We start from the raw sequence: 18,376 nt of genomic DNA, 5'->3' as shown, positions 1-18,376 counted from the left end.
CTTTTTAAGGAAAGCAGATGCAAAAAATCAGGTTAAAGTTAAAAGCTTATGACCATAGGGTTTTAGATCGCACAGTTGCGGCAATTGTAGAAGCCGTCAAGAGAACAGGCGCCGATGTGAGAGGTCCAGTTCCAATGCCTACGAAGATCAAACGCTACACAGTCTTGAAATCTCCACACATTAACAAAGATTCGAGAGAGCAGTTTGAGATGAGAATTCACGCTCGTATGCTAGATATCGTAGCGGCAACCCCTGATACAGTTGATTCGCTAACTAAACTTGACTTAGCCCCAGAAGTTAATGTCGAAGTTCATGCGATGGGCAAATAAGGAGTTAAAGTATGGAATATATCGTAGAAAAAATAGGCATGAGTAGAACAGTCGGCATCAAAAGCACGCCTGTAACGCTTTTAAAGCTTATTAATACTAAAATTTGCGAAGTATGCAACGACAAGCAAGCTATCGTAGCTTACGCTAACGGCAAAGCATACAACAAATCTATCGCAGGAATTCAGAAAAAATATAGCCTAAGCAAAGAATTTAACAAATTCGCGACACTAAATGTCGAAAATGCTGAGGTTGGCGATCAAAGCACAGAAGTATTAAGCTCAGCTAAAATCGTAAAAGTTACTTTTACTTCAAAAGGTAAAGGTTTCCAAGGTGTTATCAAACGCCACGGTTTCTCTGGTGGTCCGGCAGCTCATGGCTCACGCTTCCACAGAAGACCAGGTTCTATCGGAAACTGCGAGTGGCCAGGTCGCGTCCAACCAGGTATGAGAATGGCAGGTCACACAGGCAATGAGACAATCACTGCTAAAAACGAGATAGTAAGCTTCGATGCTGAGAATAAAATTTTGGTAGTAAAAGGTTCTATCCCAGGATTTAATGGTGCAATGGGCAGAATAAGGATAGTAAAATGAGTAAAGTAAGCGTTCTTAATGAAAAATTAGAAAAAGCTAGCGAAATCGAGCTTCCTGCAAAATATGCAGAGGTAAATTCGCACAATTTATATTTATATGTAAAATCTTACCTTGCTTCACTTCGTGCAAATACGGCACAAACAAAAGGTCGTTCAGAAGTTAGCGGTGGTGGCAAAAAACCATGGCGTCAAAAAGGTCGTGGCGGTGCAAGAGCTGGTTCGACTAGAACAAATGTTTGGGTTGGCGGTGCGGTTGCATTTGGTCCGACAAACAACAGAAACTATGAGCAAAAAGTCAATAAAAAACAAAAACGCCTTGCGCTTGAATTTGCTATGAACGAAAAAGCAAACGAGGGCAAATTTTATGTTTTCGATAACCTAAGCGTAGAAAGCGGCAAAACAAAAGACGCTGCTAAATTTATCGAAAAACTAGGTGTAAGAGATGCTTTAATCGTTAAAAACGAGCTAGATGCACAAACACTTTTAGCATACAGAAATTTGAAAAATTGCTATGTAGTTGATGCTAGCGAAGTAAATGCTTATTTGGTTGCAGTATATAGCTCAATCGTATGCGAAAAAGCTGCATTTGAAACATTGGTGAAAGAGGACTAAAATGGCAGATATAACAGATATCAAAACTATACTTTATACAGAAAAGTCTCTTGGCCTACAAGAAAGTGGCGTAGTTGTTATCCAAACAAGTCCGTCAATGACTAAAAATGGACTAAAAAGCGTTTTGAAAGAATACTTTGGCATCGTGCCTGTAAAAGTAAATTCATTGCGCCAAGATGGTAAAGTTAAAAGATTTAGAGGAAGATTAGGCGTAAGAGATGATGTAAAGAAATTTTATGTCAAACTTCCAGAGGGTGCAACCCTAGAAAATGCGGAGGCGTAAGATGGCGATTAAAACATACAAACCATATACTCCAAGTAGAAGATTTATGACAGGCCTTAGCAGCGATGATATCACTGCAAAAGCAAGCGTTAGAAGCCTACTTGTAAAAATCCCAGCCGCTGCTGGTAGAAACAATAATGGTCGCATTACAAGCCGCCATAAAGAAGCTGGTGCTAGCAAACTTTACAGAATTATCGATTTCAAAAGAAGAAAATTTGGAATCCCAGGTAAAGTAGAGGCTATCGAATACGATCCAAATAGAAATTGCCGAATTGCTTTGATCTCTTATGCTGATGGCGAGAAACGCTATATCATTAGACCAAATGAATTAAATGTAGGCGATGTCGTTGCTTCTGCTGAGGCAGGACTAGATATCAAACCAGGCAACGCAATGAAAATGAAAAGTATCCCAGTGGGAACTATCTTGCACAATATCGAGCTAAAACCTGGCAAAGGCGCTCAAATGGCAAGATCTGCTGGTGGATATGCTCAACTAATGGGTAAAGAGGAAAAATATGTAATCCTACGCTTACCATCAGGCGAGATGAGAAGAGTTTTGGCTGAGTGTATGGCTACTATCGGCGTTGTTGGTAACGAAGACTGGGCCAATGTCGTTCTAGGAAAAGCTGGTCGCAATCGCCACAGAGGAATTCGCCCACAAACCAGAGGTTCTGCTATGAACCCAGTAGATCACCCACACGGTGGTGGTGAAGGCAAGAAAAACTCAGGTCGTCACCCTGTAACTCCATGGGGCAAACCTACAAAAGGTGCGAAAACTCGTCGTAAAAAAGCTAGTGATAAGCTTATAATTTCTAGAAAGAAAGGAAAATAAAAATGGCTAGATCGCTTAAAAAAGGTCCTTTCGTAGATGATCATGTAATGAAAAAAGTAGTAGCTGCAAAGGCTGCTAACGATAACAAACCAATTAAAACTTGGTCAAGACGCAGCACAATCGTTCCTGATATGATTGGACTAACATTTAATGTGCATAATGGCAAAAATTTTATCCCAGTGTATGTTACAGAACACCACATTGGTTATAAATTAGGTGAGTTTGCTCCTACTAGAACTTTCAAAGGCCACAAAGGCTCAGTTCAAAAGAAAATCGGTAAATAAGGGGAAATAAATGAGTAAATCAACTATCAAATTTGTTCGCCTTTCACCGACTAAGGCAAGACTTATCGCAAAACAAGTTCAAGGCATGAACGCTGAATTTGCACTTGCTACATTGGAATTCACTCCAAATCGTGGTGCAAAATATATTGCTACTGCTATTTCAAGCGCAGTTGCTAATGGCGGTTTTGAACCAGAGGAAGTTATAGTAAAAAGTTGTCGCGTAGATGCTGGTCCAGTTCTAAAAAGATTTAGACCACGCGCTCGTGGAACAGCAAGCAGAATCAGAAAGCCAACTTCACACATTAGCGTTGAAGTAGCAAAACCAAGTAAGGAAGCGTAGTATGGGACAAAAAGTTAATCCGATTGGTTTAAGACTAGGTATCAATAGAAACTGGGAATCAAGATGGTTTCCTGCTAAATCAACACTATCAGAAAACATCGGCGAGGATTACAAAATCCGTAAATTCCTAAAAGCTAAACTTTATTACGCAGGAATTAGCCAAATTCTTGTTGAAAGAACAGCTAAAAAAGTTCGCGTAACTATCGTTGCAGCTCGCCCAGGTGTTATCATCGGTAAAAAAGGTGGCGAAGTAGAGAATTTAAGAGCCGAAGTTGTTAAACTAGTAAATAAAGATGTAAATTTAAACATTAAAGAAGAGCGCAAAGTCGGCGCTAATGCACTTTTGGCAGCTGAAAATGTAGCTATGCAATTAGAGCGCAGGGTTGCATTTAGACGCGCTATGAAAAAAGTAATTCAAGGTGCGCAAAAAGCAGGCGCAAAAGGTATTAAAATTTCAGTTTCTGGCCGTCTAGGTGGCGCTGAAATGGCTCGCACAGAGTGGTATTTAGAGGGACGCGTTCCACTTCACACTCTAAGAGCAAAAATCGATTATGGTTTTGCTGAGGCTCACACTACATACGGAAATATCGGTATTAAAGTTTGGATTTTCAAAGGCGAAATTTTGCAAAAAGGAATTCAAGCTGAAAAAACAGAAGAAGCTTCTAAAAAACCACGCAGAACAAGAAGAGGTAAATAGCCATGTTGATGCCTAAAAGAACAAAATATCGTAAGATGATGAAAGGTCGCAATCGCGGCTACGCAACTCGCGGTAATGCTTTGACATTTGGTGATTTTGGTATCAAAGCTGTTGAAGCAGGTAGAATTAATTCACGCCAAATCGAAGCAGCTCGTATCGCGATGACTCGCTATGTAAATCGCCAAGCTAAAATTTGGATTAAGGTATTTCCTGATAAACCACTTACTAAAAAACCTCTACAAACTCGTATGGGTAAAGGTAAAGCTGGTGTAGAAGAGTGGGTAATGAATATCAAACCAGGCAGAATGATTTTCGAGATGACTGGTGTAAGTGAGGAGCAAGCAAGAGCAGCTCTTACGCTATCAATCCACAAATTACCTTTCAAAACAAAAATTGTAACTAGGGATAGCGAAAATGAAATATACTGATTTGAAAGATAAAGATTTAGCTGAGCTAAATAAGATGTTAAAAGATAATAAGTTGCTTTTATTTACGGCTAAGCAAAAGCTTAAAACAATGCAGTTAAGCAATCCTAATGAAATTCGTGCGATCAAAAAAGATATCGCTAGAATCAATACTGCTATAAAAGCAAAATAAGGATAGAGTTATGGCATTTAAAAGAGAAATTCAAGGCGTAGTCGTAAAAAAAGCTGGCAATAAAACTGCTACTATTTTGGTAGAGAGAAGAGTTATCCACCCAAGATATAGAAAAATCGTCAAAAGATTTAAAAAATATCTTATCCATGACGAGAACAATATCGTCAAAATCGGCGATACTATATCAGCAGTTGAGTGCAGACCACTTAGTGCGAAAAAAACATTTCGCTTAAAAGCGGTTTTGAAAACAGGAGTTGAATAATGATACAAAGTTTTACAAGACTTGCAGTAGCTGATAACAGCGGTGCAAAAGAACTTATGTGTATTAAAGTTTTGGGTGGTAGCAAACGCCGCTATGCAACAGTAGGCGATATTATAGTTTGTTCTGTAAAAAAAGCTCTACCAAATGGCAAGATTAAACGCGGTCAAGTTGTAAAAGCCGTCGTCGTTAGAACAAAAAAAGAGCTTCACAGAGGAAATGGCTCTTTGATTAGATTTGATGAAAATGCAGCTGTAATTTTGGATGCAAAAAAAGAGCCGATTGGCACTCGTATTTTTGGCCCAATCGGTAGAGAAGTCAGATACGGCGGTTTTATGAAAATCGTTTCATTGGCTCCGGAGGTTCTATAATGGCAGTGAAATTTAAGATTAAAAAAGGCGATCAAGTAAAAATTATCGCAGGTGATGATAAAGGCAAAACTGGCGTTGTAAAAGTTGTTTTCCCTAAAAAATCACAAGTTATAGTTGAGGGTTGTAAAATAGCTAAAAAAGCTGTTAAACCAACTGAGCAAAATCCAAGTGGCGGTTTCACAAACAAAGAAATGCCTATGGATATTTCAAATGTCGCATTGGTTGAGGGTTGATTATGAACAGATTACAAACTAAATATGTTGAGTCAATTAGACCAGCTTTACAAAAAGAATTTGATATAAAAAATCCTATGCTAATTCCGGCACTTGAAAAAATCGTAATTAGCGTTGGTGTAGGCGAATCTGGCAAAGATCAAAAAGTGCTTCAAAACATGGCTGATACAATCTCTTTGATTGCAGGTCAAAAAGCGCTTATTGTAAATGCAAAAAAATCAGTTGCTGGTTTTAAAGTCAGAGAGGGATTTCCTGTCGGTATTATGGTTACATTGCGCAAAGAGCAAATGTATGCGTTTTTTGATAAACTTATCTCAATCGCATTACCAAGAGTAAAAGACTTCCGTGGTGTTGCACGCAATGGCTTTGATGGTCGCGGTAACTATAACTTCGGTTTGCAAGAGCAATTAATGTTCCCTGAGGTAGAGTATGATAATATCCTAAGAACTCACGGTATGAACATTACAATCGTAACTACAACAAATAGCGATAAAGAGGCGTTTAAATTGCTAGAATTATTTGGCATGCCTTTCGCAAAAGGAAAGTAATATGGCAAAAAAATCAATGATAGCTAAGGCAAAACGCCCTGCTAAATTCAGCTCTCGTGCATATACAAGATGCCAAATTTGCGGTCGTCCGCACTCTGTTTATAGAGATTTTGGAATTTGCCGTGTATGTTTAAGAAAAATGGCTAATGAGGGTCTAATCCCTGGCCTTAAAAAAGCTAGCTGGTAAGAAGGAGTAGATATGGTAAATGATCTTATTTCAGACGGATTAACCCGCATTAGAAATGCAGCTATGAGACGCTTAGACACTGCTAAATTGTTTCACTCAAATGTTGTAGAGGCTACTCTTAAAATTTTAGCTCAAAAGGGCTATATCGAGAGCTACAATGTAGTAGAAGAGGGAAACAAAAAATTCATCAATGTTGTTTTAAAATATGATGAAAAAGGTAGAAGTGTAATCAACGAAGTAAAAAGAGTTTCAAAACCAGGACGCCGTGTTTATCAAGGTAAAGACGAGATTAAAAGATTTAAAAATGGTTATGGAACAGTAGTTGTTAGCACTAGCAAAGGCGTTATGAGCGGTATCGAAGCTAGTAAAGCTGGCGTTGGCGGCGAAGTGCTTTGCACTATTTGGTAAAAAGTTCTACTTTTTATGGCATTGTGGTATCCATTCGTAAAAGTAGTCATACCCTAGACAAATAAAAAGGAAAATTATGTCAAGAATTGGTAAAAAACCTATCTCTATTCCAAACGGAGTAGAGGTAAAAATCGATGGTTCATCTTTAAAATTTAAAAAAGCAAACAACGAAAGAGTCCTTGATTTAAAGGGCAATGTCGATGTTAAAATCGAAGATGGCCAAATTTCATTTTCACCAAAAGGTGAAGATAGACAAAGCAGAGCGTATTGGGGAACATACCGTGCGCTAGCTAACAACATCGTTATTGGCCTAACTGACGGCTTCACAAAACAGCTTGAAATCAACGGCGTTGGTTACAGAGCTGCGATGAAAGGCAAAGTTTTAGAGCTAAACCTAGGTTTTTCTCATCCGATAAATTTCGATTCACCAGCAGGTATTGAAATTTCAGTAGATAAAAACATCATCACAATCAAAGGCGACGATAAACAAAAAGTTGGTCAAGTCGCTGCTGAGATTAGAGGATTTAGACCACCTGAGCCATACAAAGGCAAAGGTGTAAAATATGTCGAAGAGCATATTATCCGCAAAGCCGGTAAAACATCTAAAAAATAAGGGTTGAGAAATGACAGCAAATGTATTAAAAAGAAAAATATCTCTAAGAATTAAGAGAAAAAGAAGAATTCGTGCAAAAATTTCCGGCACTAGCTCTTGCCCTAGAATTTCTATTTTCAAATCAAATAGAACAGTTTATGCGCAAGTAATCGATGATGTTGAGGGAAAAACAATATGCGCTGCCAGCGGTAAAACTTTGGGTGTGAAAGCAAACAAAGAAGGCGCTGCTAGCCTTGGCAAAGATTTGGCTGCTAAGCTAAAAGATAAAGGCATTTCTGAGGCGCTTTTTGATAGAAACGGTTATTTATATCACGGAGTGATTGTAAGTTTTGCTGATGCGTTACGCGAAAACGGCATCAAACTATAAACCAAAGGAATTATCGTGGAAAAATATAATAGAGAAGAATTTGAAGAAGTAATCGTTAATATCGGTAGGGTTACAAAGGTCGTAAAAGGTGGTAGAAGATTTAGATTTACTGCCCTAATCGTTGTTGGTAACAGAAATGGTTTAGTTGGCTTTGGTTTTGGAAAATCAAAAGAGGTTCCAGACGCGATTAAAAAAGCCGTAGATGATGCGTTTAAAAACATCATCGAGGTTAAACTAAACGGTTCGACAATCACTCACGATGTAGAGGTTAAATACAACGCTAGTAGAATTTTACTTAAACCAGCTAGCGAAGGTACCGGCGTAATCGCAGGCGGATCTGTTCGCCCTGTTTTAGAACTTGCAGGCGTTAAAGATATTTTGACTAAGTCTCTTGGTTCAAACAACTCATCAAATGTCGTAAGAGCTACAATGAAAGCTCTTAGCATGCTAAAACACTAACAAGGATTTAAGATGGGATTAGAAAATCTTCAAAAAGCACCAGGCTCTACTCATAGCACCAAAAGACTAGGTCGTGGTCAAGGTAGCGGTCTTGGCAAAACAGCAGGTCGCGGTGGCAAAGGTCAAACTGCGCGCACTGGCTCACATGAAAAAAGAGGTTTTGAGGGTGGCCAACAACCACTTCAAAGAAGATTACCAAAAGTTGGTTTTTATTCAAGATTTGAAAAACCTTATGTAATCAATGTAGAAAAAATTTCAGCTGTAAAAGAGCTAAGCGAGATTACAGTTGATACTATCAGAACTGTTCATAAAATGTCTAGCTCTGTAAAAGTAGTAAAACTTATCGGTGCAAGTGCAAAAGATCTTGCTAGCAAGATAAAAGACGAAAATGTAAAATTTAGCGGACAAAACTAATGAACAAAACACTTCGCAACAAGATACTCATTACATTGGGTTTTCTATTTGCTTTCAGGCTACTGGCTTATGTGCCAGTGCCGGGCGTTGATGTTGAGGTGATAAAAGAATTTTTCAATACAAACAAAGACAATGCCTTTGGTATGTTTAATATGTTTAGCGGTGGCGCGGTCGAAAGATTTAGCGTCATTTCGCTGGGCATTATGCCATACATTACAGCTTCGATTATTATGGAGCTATTATCTGCTACATTTCCAAATTTAGGCAAACTAAAAAAAGAGCGCGACGGTATGCAAAAATATATGCAAATTATTCGTTACGCTACAATCGCTATTGCGCTTGTGCAAGCAATCGGTGTTAGTATCGGTTTGCAGGGCATTACGGGCGTAAATGGCGCGAAGGCTATCATGGCAGAAAATACAAACGAATTTATATTTATTTCGTGTATTTCTATGCTTGTAGGCACTATGCTTTTGATGTGGATTGGCGAGCAGATTACTCAAAGAGGTGTTGGAAACGGCACGAGCTTAATCATCTTTGCCGGTATTGTTAGCGCGATACCGACAGCGATCGGCGGCACAGTTCAGCTCGTAAATAACGGCGAACTTAATATCCTAAAATTAATCGCAATCGCCTTAATTATTTTTGCTACAATCGCGGCGATTTTGTATGTCGAGCTAGGCGAGCGCAGGATTCCAATCTCGTTTCCTCGCAAAATTTTAATGGCGAACCAAAACAAACGCATTATGAATTATGTGCCAATCAAGCTAAATTTAAGCGGTGTTATTCCGCCGATTTTCGCTAGTGCGGTATTGATGTTTCCTAGCACGATTTTGACTGCTAGCACAAATTCTTTTGTCCAAAAAGTAGCTGACTTTATCAATCCAAGTAGCTATTTCTTTAATCTTTTGACATTTATTTTAGTTGTATTTTTTGCGTATTTTTACGCTTCAATCGCGTTTAATTCCAAAGATATCAGCGAAAATCTTAAAAAACAAGGTGGATTTATCCCCGGAATTCGTCCAGGTGAGGGCACAGCGACATTTTTAAATGATGTTGCATCTCGCCTTACATTTTGGGGTTCGATTTATCTAGGCTTGGTGACTGTTATTCCATGGTTGCTAGTCAAATTTATGGGTGTTCCATTTTATTTCGGTGGCACGAGCGTGCTAATCGTAGTGTCGGTCGCACTTGATACTATGAGAAGAATCGAAGCGCAAGTGTATATGAACAAATATCAAACCCTAAGTGCTGTTGGACTATAAAATGGCAATTTTACTCAAAAATCAAAAAGATTTAGAGGGTTTGCGGGCGGCGAATAAAATCGTCGCCGCTGCCCTTGATTATGCGGAAGAATTCATAAAACCCGGTATGACGCTTTTAGAAGTGGATAAAAAAATCGATGATTTTATCACGAGCAAGGGGGCATATCCAGCATTTAAAGGGCTTTATGGTTTCCCAAACGCAGCTTGTCTTTCACTAAACGAAGTTATAATCCATGGCATACCTGATAACACTATCCTAAAAGAGGGCGACATACTAGGTATCGATCTAGGCTCTCGCTTAAATGGATATTACGGCGATAGTGCGCGCACTTTGCCGATTGGCAAAATTTCAAAATCAGACGAAGAGCTCATCGCATGTAGCAAAGACGCGTTGTATCATGCTATCGATACGATAAAGGTCGGCATGCACTTCAAAGAGCTATGCCTAGCTATCGAGCAATTTATCAGAGCGCGTGGATATGTGCCACTATATGGATTTTGCGGGCATGGAATCGGCAAAAAACCGCATGAAGAGCCTGAGATCCCAAATTATTTAGAGGGCAACAATCCAAAATCAGGGCCAAAAATCAAAAACGGCATGGTCTTTTGTATCGAGCCGATGATTTGCCAAAAAGACGGCACCCCAGTCGTGGGCGCAGACAAATGGACGACGACGAGCAAAGACGGCCTTAGGACGGCTCATTATGAGCATTGTTTGGCTGTGGTAAATAACAAAGTCGAAATTCTAAGCAAAAGCTTGAAAGATTAAAAGGAGAAAAATTTAATGGCAAAAGATGATGTCATTGAGATTGATGGCAATGTAATCGAGGCGTTGCCAAATGCGACATTTAAGGTCGAGCTTGATAACAAGCATGTGATTTTGTGCCATATCGCAGGCAAAATGCGTATGCACTATATCAAAATCATGCCAGGCGATCGCGTCAAAGTCGAGCTTACGCCATACAGCCTTGATAAGGGCAGAATCACTTATCGCTACAAATAAATTTTGCATTGTCTAAAATTTAACTGCATAGTTAAATTTTAGATACTTTTTTATAATTAAAATCGAATTTAAATCTTATTAAATTTCCCCCTTTATACTTGCGCGATTTAATTCAAATTTAGGAATTTTTATGCAAAAAAGCGCGTTTAAAACGCTTATTTTCATCGCGTTGAAACATTACAAAAAGCTGATTTTTACATTTTCTTTGGTGATTTTGGAAAATTTGGCCTTTATGCTCTATCCGATTTTTGGCGGATTTGCGATAAATAAAATTCTAGCAGGCGAGGCAAAAATCGCGATAATTTATATTTTTGTGATATTTGGAATTTGGTTTTTGGGCGCTATTAGGCGCAAAATCGACACCTACGCATTTAGCAAAATTTATGCAAATTTAGTCGTCAATATCATCTCAAACGAACGAAGCACGAACGCAAGCGTGAGCCAAACAAGCGCACGCGTCGCGCTTTCGCGTGAATTTATAAATTTTTTCGAACACTCCTTTCCTATGCTTTTTACCTCTGTGGTTTCGATTTTGGGAAGTGTTTTTATGCTATATTTTTACGAGCCGATTGTAGCGAGCTTTTGTCTAATCATAATCGCTGTTTTAGCACCCTTTTTGCCACGATATATTCGCAAAAACGATAGATTTTATTTGAAGCTAAACAACCGCAACGAAAACGAGGTAAATCTCATAGAAAAAGGCAGCCCTATCGCCGTTTTGCGCCACTACGATTTGCTTTCGCGTATTCGCATAGCTATCTCGAACCGCGAGGCGATTGGCTATCTCATCGTAGGCTCGATTTGTGCGCTAGCGTTTAGTTTGGCAGCTTATCTTTTGGCGGTCAAACAAACAGACGCTGGGTATATTTTTACGGTGATGAATTATATTTGGACTTTTGCGATTAGCCTAGATGACGCACCGCGCCTAATCGAAGAGTTTTCGCAGCTCAAAGACATCGGCAAAAGGGTAAATGCGCTAGAAAACGACAACGAAACAAATAAGCAAGATTGAAAAGAAATTTGAAATTTTGATAAATTAAATTTCCGCGAAATTTAGGATTTCGCGGATTTTAATGCCTTAAATTTTGTCTTACTTTGCTCGGTGAAACGCAGGCTTTCGCAGATTTTTTTAATCGCAAGATTTTTGATTTTTTCGTTTTCATACCCCTGCAAAAACTCGTAAATTTCACGCTCAAATTTCACGGCGAATTCGCACAGCGCCCACGCTGCCCCCATTTGGACATAGTATTTCTCGCTTCGCTCAGCGCGCGCAGTATCTAGCAAAAGCGCCAAATTCCGCGAATTTACGAAATTTACCAGCAAATTTACATAAAAAAACCGCTTCTCAAACTCGCCCCTAGCCTCCCTAAACCCAAGCGTAAATCCCCGCCAAAGCTCTAAATCGTTTTTGCGTTTGGTGCAAAATGTATCGCAAACGCCCCAGTTTGTGATACGAGGAATAAAATCTCGCGCCAAATTCATGCGATTTTTTTCGCTGATTTTTAGCGAATTTATCAAAATAGCCTTTAATGTCATTTCTTCGCTAAATTCGCCCTTGGCACGGATAAATTCTAAAATTTCACCCTCGCTTTGCTCGCGCAAAACCTGCTTTGCAAGCGCGCGTAAATGTGGCATTTTCACGCCCAAAATTCGCGCCCCAGGCAGAATTTTCGCGCTAAATTTGGCGTATTTTTCATCGCTTAAATTTCGCAAATTCTCTAAAATTTCCATTTTTGCCCCTTGAATTTGCAAAAATTTTATAAATTTTGCCCTTAAAATTTAATCTAGCTTTTTTAAAGCTTCGTTGTGCTAAAATACCAAATCTTTCAATTCTACGATTACAACAATTCTTACCGCTTATTTTTTGGAGGCGAAAATGAATAAAGATGAACTTTTGAATTTAGCCGTGGTTGCGGCAAAGCGCGCAAACAAGGCGATTATGGAGCATTATGAGAAATTTGATGTCTATGTCAAAGAGGACAAATCTCCGCTAACAACCGCGGATTTGGCTGCAAATGATGCGATTGTAAGCACGCTAGCACCCAGTGGGATTGCGATTTGCTCCGAAGAGAGCGTGATGAGCGCAGATGAGCGCATGAGCGCAAAGAGGTTTTGGCTAGTCGATCCGCTTGATGGGACGAAGGAATTCATCGCGCGAAATGGCGAATTTTGCGTTTGTATCGCGCTGATAGAGGACGGAAGGCCGATTTTGTCGGTGATTTCATCGCCTGTAAGCGGCGATGTGTATAGCTCTAATGGCGGCGGCATCGTTTATAAAAACGGCGAAAAAATTGAGCGAAAACCAAATTCGCCAAAGACCTTTATGATAGGCCGAAATGGCAGAGGCTCAAAATATATGCCGTTTTGCGAGGAATTTGGGCTTGAATTTACTAGGCTTGGCTCTGCGCTGAAATTTTGCGTAATGGCGGAAAATGGGGCGAGCGCGTATGGTAGGTTTAGCGATTGTTCGCTGTGGGATATCGCGGCTGGGGATTTTATAATCCACCAAAGCGGTGGCGCGATAATCGACCTTAAAACAGGTGTCGCTCCGATGTATAACGGCAAAAGTCTGATAAATAACCACTACATCGTCGTCGATGCAAATACAATAAATTTATTATCAAAAATGGTAGAATTTGCGAAAAATTTATAGATTGTGGTAGAATACGGTTACAGAATTTTTATCAAAGGATAAAAAATGAAACAGGCTTTTACAATGATCGAATTAATTTTCGTGATTGTTATTTTGGGTATCTTGGCGGCGGTAGCTATCCCTAGACTAGCTGCTACCAGAGACGACGCAGAGATGGTAAAAACGATGAATAATATCACGACATCTCTTAGCGATTTGATGGCGTATTACACATCGCAAGCGCGTTATTCTTCTTCTATCGCAACGATGACAAATGTTACAAACCCGATTAAGATTAGAAACGATGTTTGTGCTACTTATGAAATCGTTGATGAGAAGCAAATTATCCTTACAAAAGGCTATGACGGATTATGCAAAAAGGTCTGGGCGATGAGCGGATTGTCTTCGTTAGAAGATGTGTATAGCTCCGATGCGCTAATTATCGTTCAATAACTCACGCAGGGGCTATCCCCTGCGCCTGATAAATCCCAAAATCACTCCCAAAACACAGACAAAAGCAAAAAATCCAAATACAATAAACCAAAGCGTAGGCAAACTTAGGCTTTTTGAGCTTACAAAAAGATACCAGCCATCATTATAGGCGCTAATTAAATTCGCGCGCATACCGCTGATTTCGAAATTTGCAGGCGGCGTGGGGATATCAAAAGTGCAAGAATTATATGATTTAAAAAGCGAAATTTTATTTAAATCAAAACTCAAAAATTTATTCGCCCCAGCGCAGTTCATCACGCCGTCCATATCGCTACTAGCGCGCACTGCTTTGTGCAGATACGATAGGCTCTTTGCACAAATTAGCCCGCCAAGCGCGCCATAAAACCACAAAAAATACCCACAAATCGTGCTTAGGCTATCCTTGCTAAATGCCACAAAAATCACGCCCAGAGCTAAAACGCACAAATCAAACCTAAGCCTAGCACTGAAAATTTCAGGATACATAAACAAGAAATTTTGCAAAAAGCAGTATGAAAAGCAAACCCACAAACCCGCCCAAATCGCACAAAATAGCAGAAATTTGCGAGAATATTTATTGTTAAATTTTAAATCCATTTTTATCCTTTTTTGCTCGTTATTTTATTATTTTTTGCGCTAAATTTCGATAAAATCGCAAGCTTATTTTGAAATTTAATACAAAAAGGTTCAAATTTGAGGAAAAATCTCCAAATTTTAGAAAAAATTTTCGATAGTTTTGCGAAAATTTTAGGTTTTTTTAGCATTGTTTTTTTAGCCCTTTTAGTCCTTTGCGTTTTTTACAATGTCGTTGCGCGCTATCTTTTTCCAAGCGCGAATTCTGTGGCTATGCAAGAGATTAGCTGGTGGCTGTTTTCGGCGATGTTTTTGTTCTCTTCGACCTATACCTTACAGCAAAATTCCCATGTCAGGGTCGATGTGCTATATGAAAAATTTCGCCCCAAAACAAAGGCGATTATCAATATTTTAGGCACAATCTTTTTTATCTTGCCATTTGTGGCGCTCGTGGCGTATTTTTCGCTAGATTTCGCGCTCGAAGCCTACGAGAGCAAAGAATCCAGCCCAAATCCAGGCGGATTAACGAATTTATGGATAATCAAATCATTTATTAGCCTATCTTATGTCTTTTTGTTTATTTATTCGTTTGGGTTTTTGATAAAAAATATAAATTTGCTAATCCACAACCACCACGGCGAATTTTTAGACGAAAATTCTAGTGCAAAGGCTGTGTGATGATAGGGATAATAATGTTTGGCGCAGCGCTTTTTATGCTGCTTTTGGGATTTCCGGTAGCCTTTACATTTGGGGCTGTGGCGGTGATTTTTGGATTTATTTATGGCGTGAGTGAGGCGTGGGAATACGCCGAGGGAAGCGAGGTTTTTACAGAGGCTATAAGCGAAATGAGCAATCAGTTTTTCTCTCTTATGCCAAACCGAATTTACTCGATTATGGAAAATCAGCTTCTAATCGCGGTTCCGCTTTTTATTTTAATGGGTATGATTTTGCAAAAAACGCGCTTAGCTGAGAGGCTTTTGGAGTCAATGGCGTTTTTATTTGGCGGGGTTCGCGGTGGCGTGGCGATTAGCACTGTTTTGGTGGGCGCACTTTTGGCGGCTACGACTGGGATTGTGGGCGCTAGCGTGATCGCTATGGGTATTATTAGCCTGCCTGTGATGATGAAATACGGCTACGACAAAGCCCTATCCACCGGCACTATCGCAGCTTCTGGCACGCTTGGACAGATTATTCCGCCCTCAATCGTGCTAATCATTTTAGGCGATGTTTTTTCGGTATCAGTAGGCGAGCTATTTTCCGCAGCTATCGTGCCGGGGCTCGTTTTGGTGGGGCTCTATATAGTTTTTATCCTCATAATCTCGTATGCCAAAAAAGACTGCGCCCCCGGGCTTCCTAAAATCGATGATGAAACCAAAGCTCGCCAAATTTTTAATGCTCTAAAAAATGTCGTGCCTGTTTTTGTGCTGATTTTGCTAGTGCTAGGCTCTATCTTTGGCGGTATCGCAACCCCTACGGAAAGCTCATCAGTGGGCTGTGTGGGCGCGATAATTTTGTCATTTTTATACCGCACATTTTCATTTTCTTTGCTTTACGACGCACTTCGCCAAAGCGTGAAAATTTCGGGCATGGTTTTTATGATTTTAATGGGCGCCACAGCCTTTTCTATGATTTTTTCATATACAGGCGGGGACTATGTCGTGGAGGATTTCATGTACGCGCTTCCTGGCAAAGAGTGGGGATTTATCGCACTAACTATGATTGTCATCATAATCTTAGGCTTTTTCCTTGATTATGTTGAAATTTCATATATCATTTTGCCGATTTTATTCCCGATAGTCGAAGCAATGAATATAAATCCAGTTTGGTTTGCGATACTAATCGCTGTAAATTTACAAACATCATTTATGACGCCACCTTTTGGATTTTCGATATTTTTCCTAAAAGGCGTCGCGCCAAAATCAGTGCGCACGACAGACATTTATCGTGGAGTATTGCCGTTTATCGGACTTCAAATTTTAGTTCTTTTCGCCCTTGCGATTTATCCAGAAATTTTTGGATTAAAAGCTTTTTTAGGCTAGAAATTGTAGAATTTAGAATTATTTTAAAGGAGTTAGCATGAGCAAAAAATTTATTGATGTTATGGACACTACATTTCGCGATGGTTTCCAATCTGTCTTTGGTGCGCGTGTAGCGATGAAGGACTTTTTGCCAGCAGTGAGCGCGGCAAAAGAGGCTGGGATTAGACACTTTGAATTTGGCGGTGGAGCTAGATTTCAGAGTTTGTATTTTTATCTAAACGAAGACGCGTTTGCGATGATGGATAAATTCCGCGAAACCGTGGGAGACGAGGCAAACCTGCAAACCCTAGCCAGAGGCGTAAATACCGTTACGCTTGATACTGGTTCGCGCGAAATGATAGATATGCATGCCAAACTCTTTGCCAAACACGGAACTACGACTATTCGAAATTTTGACGCCTTAAACGATGTCGAAAATTTAAAATATAGTGGCGAGCGTATTAGAGCGCATGGCTTAAAACACGAAATTACCGTTACTATGATGGATTTGCCACCTCGTTGCTCTGGCGCGCATGATCCTGAATTTTATGCTGGAATTTTACGCAAAATTTTAGAGGCTGGAATTCCTTTTGATAGCGTTTGTTTCAAAGACGCTAGCGGAACTTCAAGCCCACAAAAGGTTTTTGAGACCGTAAGAAGAGCGCGCAAACTCCTAGGAAACGATATTCATATCAGACTTCACACTCACGAAACAGCCGGCGTTAGCGTGGCTTGCTATCAAGCAGCCCTAGCAGCAGGCGTCGATGGAATCGATCTAGCTGCTTATCCAGTCAGCGGAGGAACTAGCCAACCAGATATTTTGACGATTTTACACGCGACAAAGGGGCAAAATTTTGATTTTGGCTTCGACGCTGAGAAAATTTTAAAATACGAAGAGGTTTTGGAGGATTGTTTGAAGGATTATTTCTTGCCACCAGAAGCGACAATGGTAAGCCCGATAATCCCATTTTCGCCTATGCCAGGCGGTGCCCTAACTGCAAATACGCAAATGATGCGCGATAACAAAATCATGGATAAATTCCCCTCTGTCATCAAAGCTATGCGCGAAGTCGTCGAAAAGGGCGGTTATGGCACGAGTGTAACGCCCGTAAGTCAATTTTATTTCCAACAAGCATTTAATAATGTAATGTTTGGAGATTGGAAAAAAATCGCTGAGGGATACGGCAAAATGGTGCTTGGATACTTTGGCAAAACCCCAGTTGCCCCTGATAGCGAGGTCGTAAGATTAGCTAGCGAGCAGCTTGGCTTAGAGCCTACTACTAAAAATGCCGTTGATTTGGCTGATTTAGACGAGACAAAGAGCATTGCTTATGCCAAAAAACAGCTAGAAGATGAAAATATCGAGCCAAGCGAGGAAAATATTTTTATCGCTCTTGCGTGCCGTGAAAAGGGCATTGCCTTCTTAAAAGGCGAGGGCAAGGTAATGATTCGCAAAAACGAAGCAAAAGAATCTAGCGAGGGCAGTGAGAAAAAGGCAAAATCTGATAAATTTGACATTAATGTCAATGGCAAAGCCTATGCAGTGGAATTTAGCGGAAATAAGGTCTTGGTAAATGGTGATAGCTACAATGTCAGCATTGGCGCGCCAGAGCCTAGCGAGGCCAAAACTGAGGCGAAATCAACTGCAAATAGCGATGATATCGTGGCTAGCCTGCCAAGTAATGTGTTTAAAATTTTAGTCAAACCTGGCGAAAAAGTCGTAGCTGGTCAAACCGTAGTCGTGCTAGAAGCTATGAAAATGGAGATAAACATCGAAAGCCCAAGAGACGGCGAAGTCGCTGAAATTTTGGTATTCCAAGGTCAAAGCGTCGATGCGGGCGAGCCACTAATCCACTTAAAATAACTTTTAAATTTAACTACCACAGGGGCGGATTTTAGCGGGTTTCGCCCCTTTTTAAATTTACAAAAACGATAAATTTACTTCAAATTCCACAATCCTAATAAAGGTTAATCAAATTTCGATATAATTAC

General features: G+C 39.9%; 30 protein-coding genes and 1 pseudogene. 29 read left to right on the top strand and 2 right to left on the bottom strand.

Features of this window, described 5'->3' with window-relative positions:
- Nucleotides 1-17 precede the first annotated feature (17 nt).
- From rpsJ to OFN98_RS05720, 24 genes and pseudogenes are all read left to right on the top strand, one after another.
- The gene (gene rpsJ, locus OFN98_RS05835; RefSeq protein ID WP_270858578.1) at nt 18-329 is read left to right on the top strand and encodes a 30S ribosomal protein S10; all 312 of its coding nucleotides are present in this window, start codon (nt 18-20) and stop codon (nt 327-329) included.
- Between the two features lie 11 nt (nt 330-340).
- Nucleotides 341-919, top strand: coding sequence for a 50S ribosomal protein L3 (gene rplC, locus OFN98_RS05830; protein ID WP_270858577.1), 579 nt, complete (start codon nt 341-343; stop codon nt 917-919).
- A complete protein-coding gene (gene rplD / locus OFN98_RS05825) occupies nt 916-1,530 on the top strand; it encodes a 50S ribosomal protein L4 (RefSeq protein ID WP_270858576.1) in 615 nt (204 codons plus the stop codon). The genes rplC and rplD overlap by 4 nt, the downstream gene beginning before the upstream one ends.
- Nucleotide 1,531: 1 nt before the next feature.
- Nucleotides 1,532-1,813 carry a 50S ribosomal protein L23 gene (locus OFN98_RS05820; protein WP_270858575.1) on the top strand — a complete coding sequence of 94 codons (282 nt, stop codon included), beginning with the start codon at nt 1,532-1,534 and terminating at the stop codon, nt 1,811-1,813.
- Nucleotide 1,814: 1 nt separating this feature from the next.
- Entirely contained in the window at nt 1,815-2,645 is an 831-nt protein-coding gene (gene rplB, locus OFN98_RS05815; protein ID WP_270858574.1) for a 50S ribosomal protein L2, read from the top strand.
- A 2-nt stretch (nt 2,646-2,647) separates the two neighbouring features.
- Nucleotides 2,648-2,929, top strand: a complete 282-nt coding sequence (gene rpsS / locus OFN98_RS05810) for a 30S ribosomal protein S19 (protein ID WP_270858573.1) — start codon at nt 2,648-2,650, stop codon at nt 2,927-2,929.
- Between the two features lie 10 nt (nt 2,930-2,939).
- Nucleotides 2,940-3,251 (top strand): annotated as a pseudogene (rplV, locus tag OFN98_RS05805) (50S ribosomal protein L22); the annotation flags it as partial.
- A 19-nt stretch (nt 3,252-3,270) separates the two neighbouring features.
- A complete protein-coding gene (rpsC, locus tag OFN98_RS05800) occupies nt 3,271-3,966 on the top strand; it encodes a 30S ribosomal protein S3 (RefSeq protein WP_270858572.1) in 696 nt (231 codons plus the stop codon).
- Nucleotides 3,967-3,968: 2 nt separating this feature from the next.
- Nucleotides 3,969-4,394, top strand: a complete 426-nt coding sequence (gene rplP, locus OFN98_RS05795; protein WP_270858571.1) for a 50S ribosomal protein L16 — start codon at nt 3,969-3,971, stop codon at nt 4,392-4,394.
- Nucleotides 4,381-4,563, top strand: coding sequence for a 50S ribosomal protein L29 (rpmC, locus tag OFN98_RS05790; RefSeq protein ID WP_270858570.1), 183 nt, complete (start codon nt 4,381-4,383; stop codon nt 4,561-4,563). Before rplP ends, rpmC begins: the two co-directional genes overlap by 14 nt.
- Nucleotides 4,564-4,573: 10 nt before the next feature.
- Nucleotides 4,574-4,825: a 30S ribosomal protein S17 gene (gene rpsQ, locus OFN98_RS05785; protein ID WP_270858569.1), complete on the top strand. Its 252-nt coding sequence runs from the start codon at nt 4,574-4,576 to the stop codon at nt 4,823-4,825.
- Complete coding sequence (gene rplN, locus OFN98_RS05780) at nt 4,825-5,193, top strand: 50S ribosomal protein L14 (RefSeq protein WP_270858568.1); 369 nt, start codon at nt 4,825-4,827, stop codon at nt 5,191-5,193. Before rpsQ ends, rplN begins: the two co-directional genes overlap by 1 nt.
- Complete coding sequence (gene rplX / locus OFN98_RS05775; protein WP_270874360.1) at nt 5,193-5,426, top strand: 50S ribosomal protein L24; 234 nt, start codon at nt 5,193-5,195, stop codon at nt 5,424-5,426. Before rplN ends, rplX begins: the two co-directional genes overlap by 1 nt.
- Nucleotides 5,427-5,428: 2 nt before the next feature.
- On the top strand, nt 5,429-5,974 hold the full coding sequence (gene rplE / locus OFN98_RS05770; protein WP_270858566.1) for a 50S ribosomal protein L5: 546 nt from the start codon (nt 5,429-5,431) through the stop codon (nt 5,972-5,974).
- A gap of 1 nt (nt 5,975) precedes the next feature.
- Nucleotides 5,976-6,161, top strand: coding sequence for a type Z 30S ribosomal protein S14 (locus tag OFN98_RS05765; protein WP_270858565.1), 186 nt, complete (start codon nt 5,976-5,978; stop codon nt 6,159-6,161).
- 12 nt (nt 6,162-6,173) lie between these two features.
- The gene (gene rpsH / locus OFN98_RS05760) at nt 6,174-6,569 is read left to right on the top strand and encodes a 30S ribosomal protein S8 (protein WP_270858564.1); all 396 of its coding nucleotides are present in this window, start codon (nt 6,174-6,176) and stop codon (nt 6,567-6,569) included.
- A gap of 76 nt (nt 6,570-6,645) precedes the next feature.
- A complete protein-coding gene (rplF, locus tag OFN98_RS05755) occupies nt 6,646-7,182 on the top strand; it encodes a 50S ribosomal protein L6 (protein ID WP_270858563.1) in 537 nt (178 codons plus the stop codon).
- Nucleotides 7,183-7,192: 10 nt separating this feature from the next.
- A complete protein-coding gene (gene rplR / locus OFN98_RS05750) occupies nt 7,193-7,549 on the top strand; it encodes a 50S ribosomal protein L18 (protein WP_270858562.1) in 357 nt (118 codons plus the stop codon).
- 15 nt (nt 7,550-7,564) lie between these two features.
- Complete coding sequence (gene rpsE, locus OFN98_RS05745) at nt 7,565-8,008, top strand: 30S ribosomal protein S5 (protein ID WP_270858561.1); 444 nt, start codon at nt 7,565-7,567, stop codon at nt 8,006-8,008.
- Between the two features lie 12 nt (nt 8,009-8,020).
- Nucleotides 8,021-8,422, top strand: a complete 402-nt coding sequence (gene rplO, locus OFN98_RS05740; protein ID WP_270858560.1) for a 50S ribosomal protein L15 — start codon at nt 8,021-8,023, stop codon at nt 8,420-8,422.
- A complete protein-coding gene (gene secY / locus OFN98_RS05735) occupies nt 8,422-9,687 on the top strand; it encodes a preprotein translocase subunit SecY (RefSeq protein WP_270858559.1) in 1,266 nt (421 codons plus the stop codon). Before rplO ends, secY begins: the two co-directional genes overlap by 1 nt.
- Nucleotide 9,688: 1 nt before the next feature.
- Entirely contained in the window at nt 9,689-10,456 is a 768-nt protein-coding gene (gene map, locus OFN98_RS05730; protein ID WP_270858558.1) for a type I methionyl aminopeptidase, read from the top strand.
- A 15-nt stretch (nt 10,457-10,471) separates the two neighbouring features.
- On the top strand, nt 10,472-10,690 hold the full coding sequence (gene infA, locus OFN98_RS05725) for a translation initiation factor IF-1 (RefSeq protein ID WP_005869854.1): 219 nt from the start codon (nt 10,472-10,474) through the stop codon (nt 10,688-10,690).
- A 130-nt stretch (nt 10,691-10,820) separates the two neighbouring features.
- A complete protein-coding gene (locus OFN98_RS05720; RefSeq protein ID WP_270874359.1) occupies nt 10,821-11,702 on the top strand; it encodes an ABC transporter six-transmembrane domain-containing protein in 882 nt (293 codons plus the stop codon).
- A gap of 41 nt (nt 11,703-11,743) precedes the next feature.
- Here the strand turns inward: OFN98_RS05720 and OFN98_RS05715 are convergent, their stop codons facing one another.
- The gene (locus OFN98_RS05715) at nt 11,744-12,421 is read right to left on the bottom strand and encodes a DNA alkylation repair protein (RefSeq protein WP_270874358.1); all 678 of its coding nucleotides are present in this window, start codon (nt 12,419-12,421) and stop codon (nt 11,744-11,746) included.
- 145 nt (nt 12,422-12,566) lie between these two features.
- On the opposite strand from OFN98_RS05715, the gene OFN98_RS05710 reads away from it, so the two are divergent.
- Together OFN98_RS05710 and OFN98_RS05705 are read left to right on the top strand one after the other, a co-directional pair.
- A complete protein-coding gene (locus OFN98_RS05710) occupies nt 12,567-13,343 on the top strand; it encodes a 3'(2'),5'-bisphosphate nucleotidase CysQ family protein (protein ID WP_270874357.1) in 777 nt (258 codons plus the stop codon).
- 45 nt (nt 13,344-13,388) lie between these two features.
- Complete coding sequence (locus OFN98_RS05705; RefSeq protein WP_270874356.1) at nt 13,389-13,775, top strand: type II secretion system protein; 387 nt, start codon at nt 13,389-13,391, stop codon at nt 13,773-13,775.
- Nucleotides 13,776-13,787: 12 nt separating this feature from the next.
- Here OFN98_RS05705 and OFN98_RS05700 read toward each other — a convergent pair whose 3' ends face one another.
- Nucleotides 13,788-14,390: a hypothetical protein gene (locus OFN98_RS05700; RefSeq protein ID WP_270874355.1), complete on the bottom strand. Its 603-nt coding sequence runs from the start codon at nt 14,388-14,390 to the stop codon at nt 13,788-13,790.
- A 96-nt stretch (nt 14,391-14,486) separates the two neighbouring features.
- Here OFN98_RS05700 and OFN98_RS05695 point away from each other — a divergent pair, with 96 nt between their 5' ends.
- From OFN98_RS05695 to OFN98_RS05685, 3 genes are read left to right on the top strand one after another with little or no spacing between them, the layout of a single operon-like run.
- Nucleotides 14,487-15,044, top strand: a complete 558-nt coding sequence (locus tag OFN98_RS05695) for a TRAP transporter small permease subunit (RefSeq protein WP_270867888.1) — start codon at nt 14,487-14,489, stop codon at nt 15,042-15,044.
- Nucleotides 15,044-16,405 carry a TRAP transporter large permease gene (locus OFN98_RS05690; protein ID WP_270874354.1) on the top strand — a complete coding sequence of 454 codons (1,362 nt, stop codon included), beginning with the start codon at nt 15,044-15,046 and terminating at the stop codon, nt 16,403-16,405. The genes OFN98_RS05695 and OFN98_RS05690 overlap by 1 nt, the downstream gene beginning before the upstream one ends.
- 37 nt (nt 16,406-16,442) lie before the next feature.
- Nucleotides 16,443-18,248, top strand: a complete 1,806-nt coding sequence (locus OFN98_RS05685) for a biotin/lipoyl-containing protein (protein WP_270874353.1) — start codon at nt 16,443-16,445, stop codon at nt 18,246-18,248.
- Nucleotides 18,249-18,376 lie beyond the last annotated feature (128 nt).

Origin of the sequence: Campylobacter sp. JMF_15 NE4 (assembly GCF_027737645.1) — a bacterium.
GTDB lineage: Bacteria > Campylobacterota > Campylobacteria > Campylobacterales > Campylobacteraceae > Campylobacter_B.
This window is presented reverse-complemented; position numbering and strand designations above follow the sequence as displayed.

What these genes read in the sequence shown, in the direction of transcription:
- rpsJ (WP_270858578.1), top strand. Translation starts at nt 18, where the DNA reads ATGCAAAAAATCAGGTTAAAGTTAAAAGCTTATGACCATAGGGTTTTA.
- rplC (WP_270858577.1), top strand. Translation starts at nt 341, where the DNA reads ATGGAATATATCGTAGAAAAAATAGGCATGAGTAGAACAGTCGGCATC.
- rplD (WP_270858576.1), top strand. Translation starts at nt 916, where the DNA reads ATGAGTAAAGTAAGCGTTCTTAATGAAAAATTAGAAAAAGCTAGCGAA.
- OFN98_RS05820 (WP_270858575.1), top strand. Translation starts at nt 1,532, where the DNA reads ATGGCAGATATAACAGATATCAAAACTATACTTTATACAGAAAAGTCT.
- rplB (WP_270858574.1), top strand. Translation starts at nt 1,815, where the DNA reads ATGGCGATTAAAACATACAAACCATATACTCCAAGTAGAAGATTTATG.
- rpsS (WP_270858573.1), top strand. Translation starts at nt 2,648, where the DNA reads ATGGCTAGATCGCTTAAAAAAGGTCCTTTCGTAGATGATCATGTAATG.
- rpsC (WP_270858572.1), top strand. Translation starts at nt 3,271, where the DNA reads ATGGGACAAAAAGTTAATCCGATTGGTTTAAGACTAGGTATCAATAGA.
- rplP (WP_270858571.1), top strand. Translation starts at nt 3,969, where the DNA reads ATGTTGATGCCTAAAAGAACAAAATATCGTAAGATGATGAAAGGTCGC.
- rpmC (WP_270858570.1), top strand. Translation starts at nt 4,381, where the DNA reads ATGAAATATACTGATTTGAAAGATAAAGATTTAGCTGAGCTAAATAAG.
- rpsQ (WP_270858569.1), top strand. Translation starts at nt 4,574, where the DNA reads ATGGCATTTAAAAGAGAAATTCAAGGCGTAGTCGTAAAAAAAGCTGGC.
- rplN (WP_270858568.1), top strand. Translation starts at nt 4,825, where the DNA reads ATGATACAAAGTTTTACAAGACTTGCAGTAGCTGATAACAGCGGTGCA.
- rplX (WP_270874360.1), top strand. Translation starts at nt 5,193, where the DNA reads ATGGCAGTGAAATTTAAGATTAAAAAAGGCGATCAAGTAAAAATTATC.
- rplE (WP_270858566.1), top strand. Translation starts at nt 5,429, where the DNA reads ATGAACAGATTACAAACTAAATATGTTGAGTCAATTAGACCAGCTTTA.
- OFN98_RS05765 (WP_270858565.1), top strand. Translation starts at nt 5,976, where the DNA reads ATGGCAAAAAAATCAATGATAGCTAAGGCAAAACGCCCTGCTAAATTC.
- rpsH (WP_270858564.1), top strand. Translation starts at nt 6,174, where the DNA reads ATGGTAAATGATCTTATTTCAGACGGATTAACCCGCATTAGAAATGCA.
- rplF (WP_270858563.1), top strand. Translation starts at nt 6,646, where the DNA reads ATGTCAAGAATTGGTAAAAAACCTATCTCTATTCCAAACGGAGTAGAG.
- rplR (WP_270858562.1), top strand. Translation starts at nt 7,193, where the DNA reads ATGACAGCAAATGTATTAAAAAGAAAAATATCTCTAAGAATTAAGAGA.
- rplO (WP_270858560.1), top strand. Translation starts at nt 8,021, where the DNA reads ATGGGATTAGAAAATCTTCAAAAAGCACCAGGCTCTACTCATAGCACC.
- secY (WP_270858559.1), top strand. Translation starts at nt 8,422, where the DNA reads ATGAACAAAACACTTCGCAACAAGATACTCATTACATTGGGTTTTCTA.
- map (WP_270858558.1), top strand. Translation starts at nt 9,689, where the DNA reads ATGGCAATTTTACTCAAAAATCAAAAAGATTTAGAGGGTTTGCGGGCG.
- infA (WP_005869854.1), top strand. Translation starts at nt 10,472, where the DNA reads ATGGCAAAAGATGATGTCATTGAGATTGATGGCAATGTAATCGAGGCG.
- OFN98_RS05720 (WP_270874359.1), top strand. Translation starts at nt 10,821, where the DNA reads ATGCAAAAAAGCGCGTTTAAAACGCTTATTTTCATCGCGTTGAAACAT.
- OFN98_RS05715 (WP_270874358.1), bottom strand. Translation starts at nt 12,421, where the DNA reads ATGGAAATTTTAGAGAATTTGCGAAATTTAAGCGATGAAAAATACGCC.
- OFN98_RS05710 (WP_270874357.1), top strand. Translation starts at nt 12,567, where the DNA reads ATGAATAAAGATGAACTTTTGAATTTAGCCGTGGTTGCGGCAAAGCGC.
- OFN98_RS05705 (WP_270874356.1), top strand. Translation starts at nt 13,389, where the DNA reads ATGAAACAGGCTTTTACAATGATCGAATTAATTTTCGTGATTGTTATT.
- OFN98_RS05700 (WP_270874355.1), bottom strand. Translation starts at nt 14,390, where the DNA reads ATGGATTTAAAATTTAACAATAAATATTCTCGCAAATTTCTGCTATTT.
- OFN98_RS05690 (WP_270874354.1), top strand. Translation starts at nt 15,044, where the DNA reads ATGATAGGGATAATAATGTTTGGCGCAGCGCTTTTTATGCTGCTTTTG.
- OFN98_RS05685 (WP_270874353.1), top strand. Translation starts at nt 16,443, where the DNA reads ATGAGCAAAAAATTTATTGATGTTATGGACACTACATTTCGCGATGGT.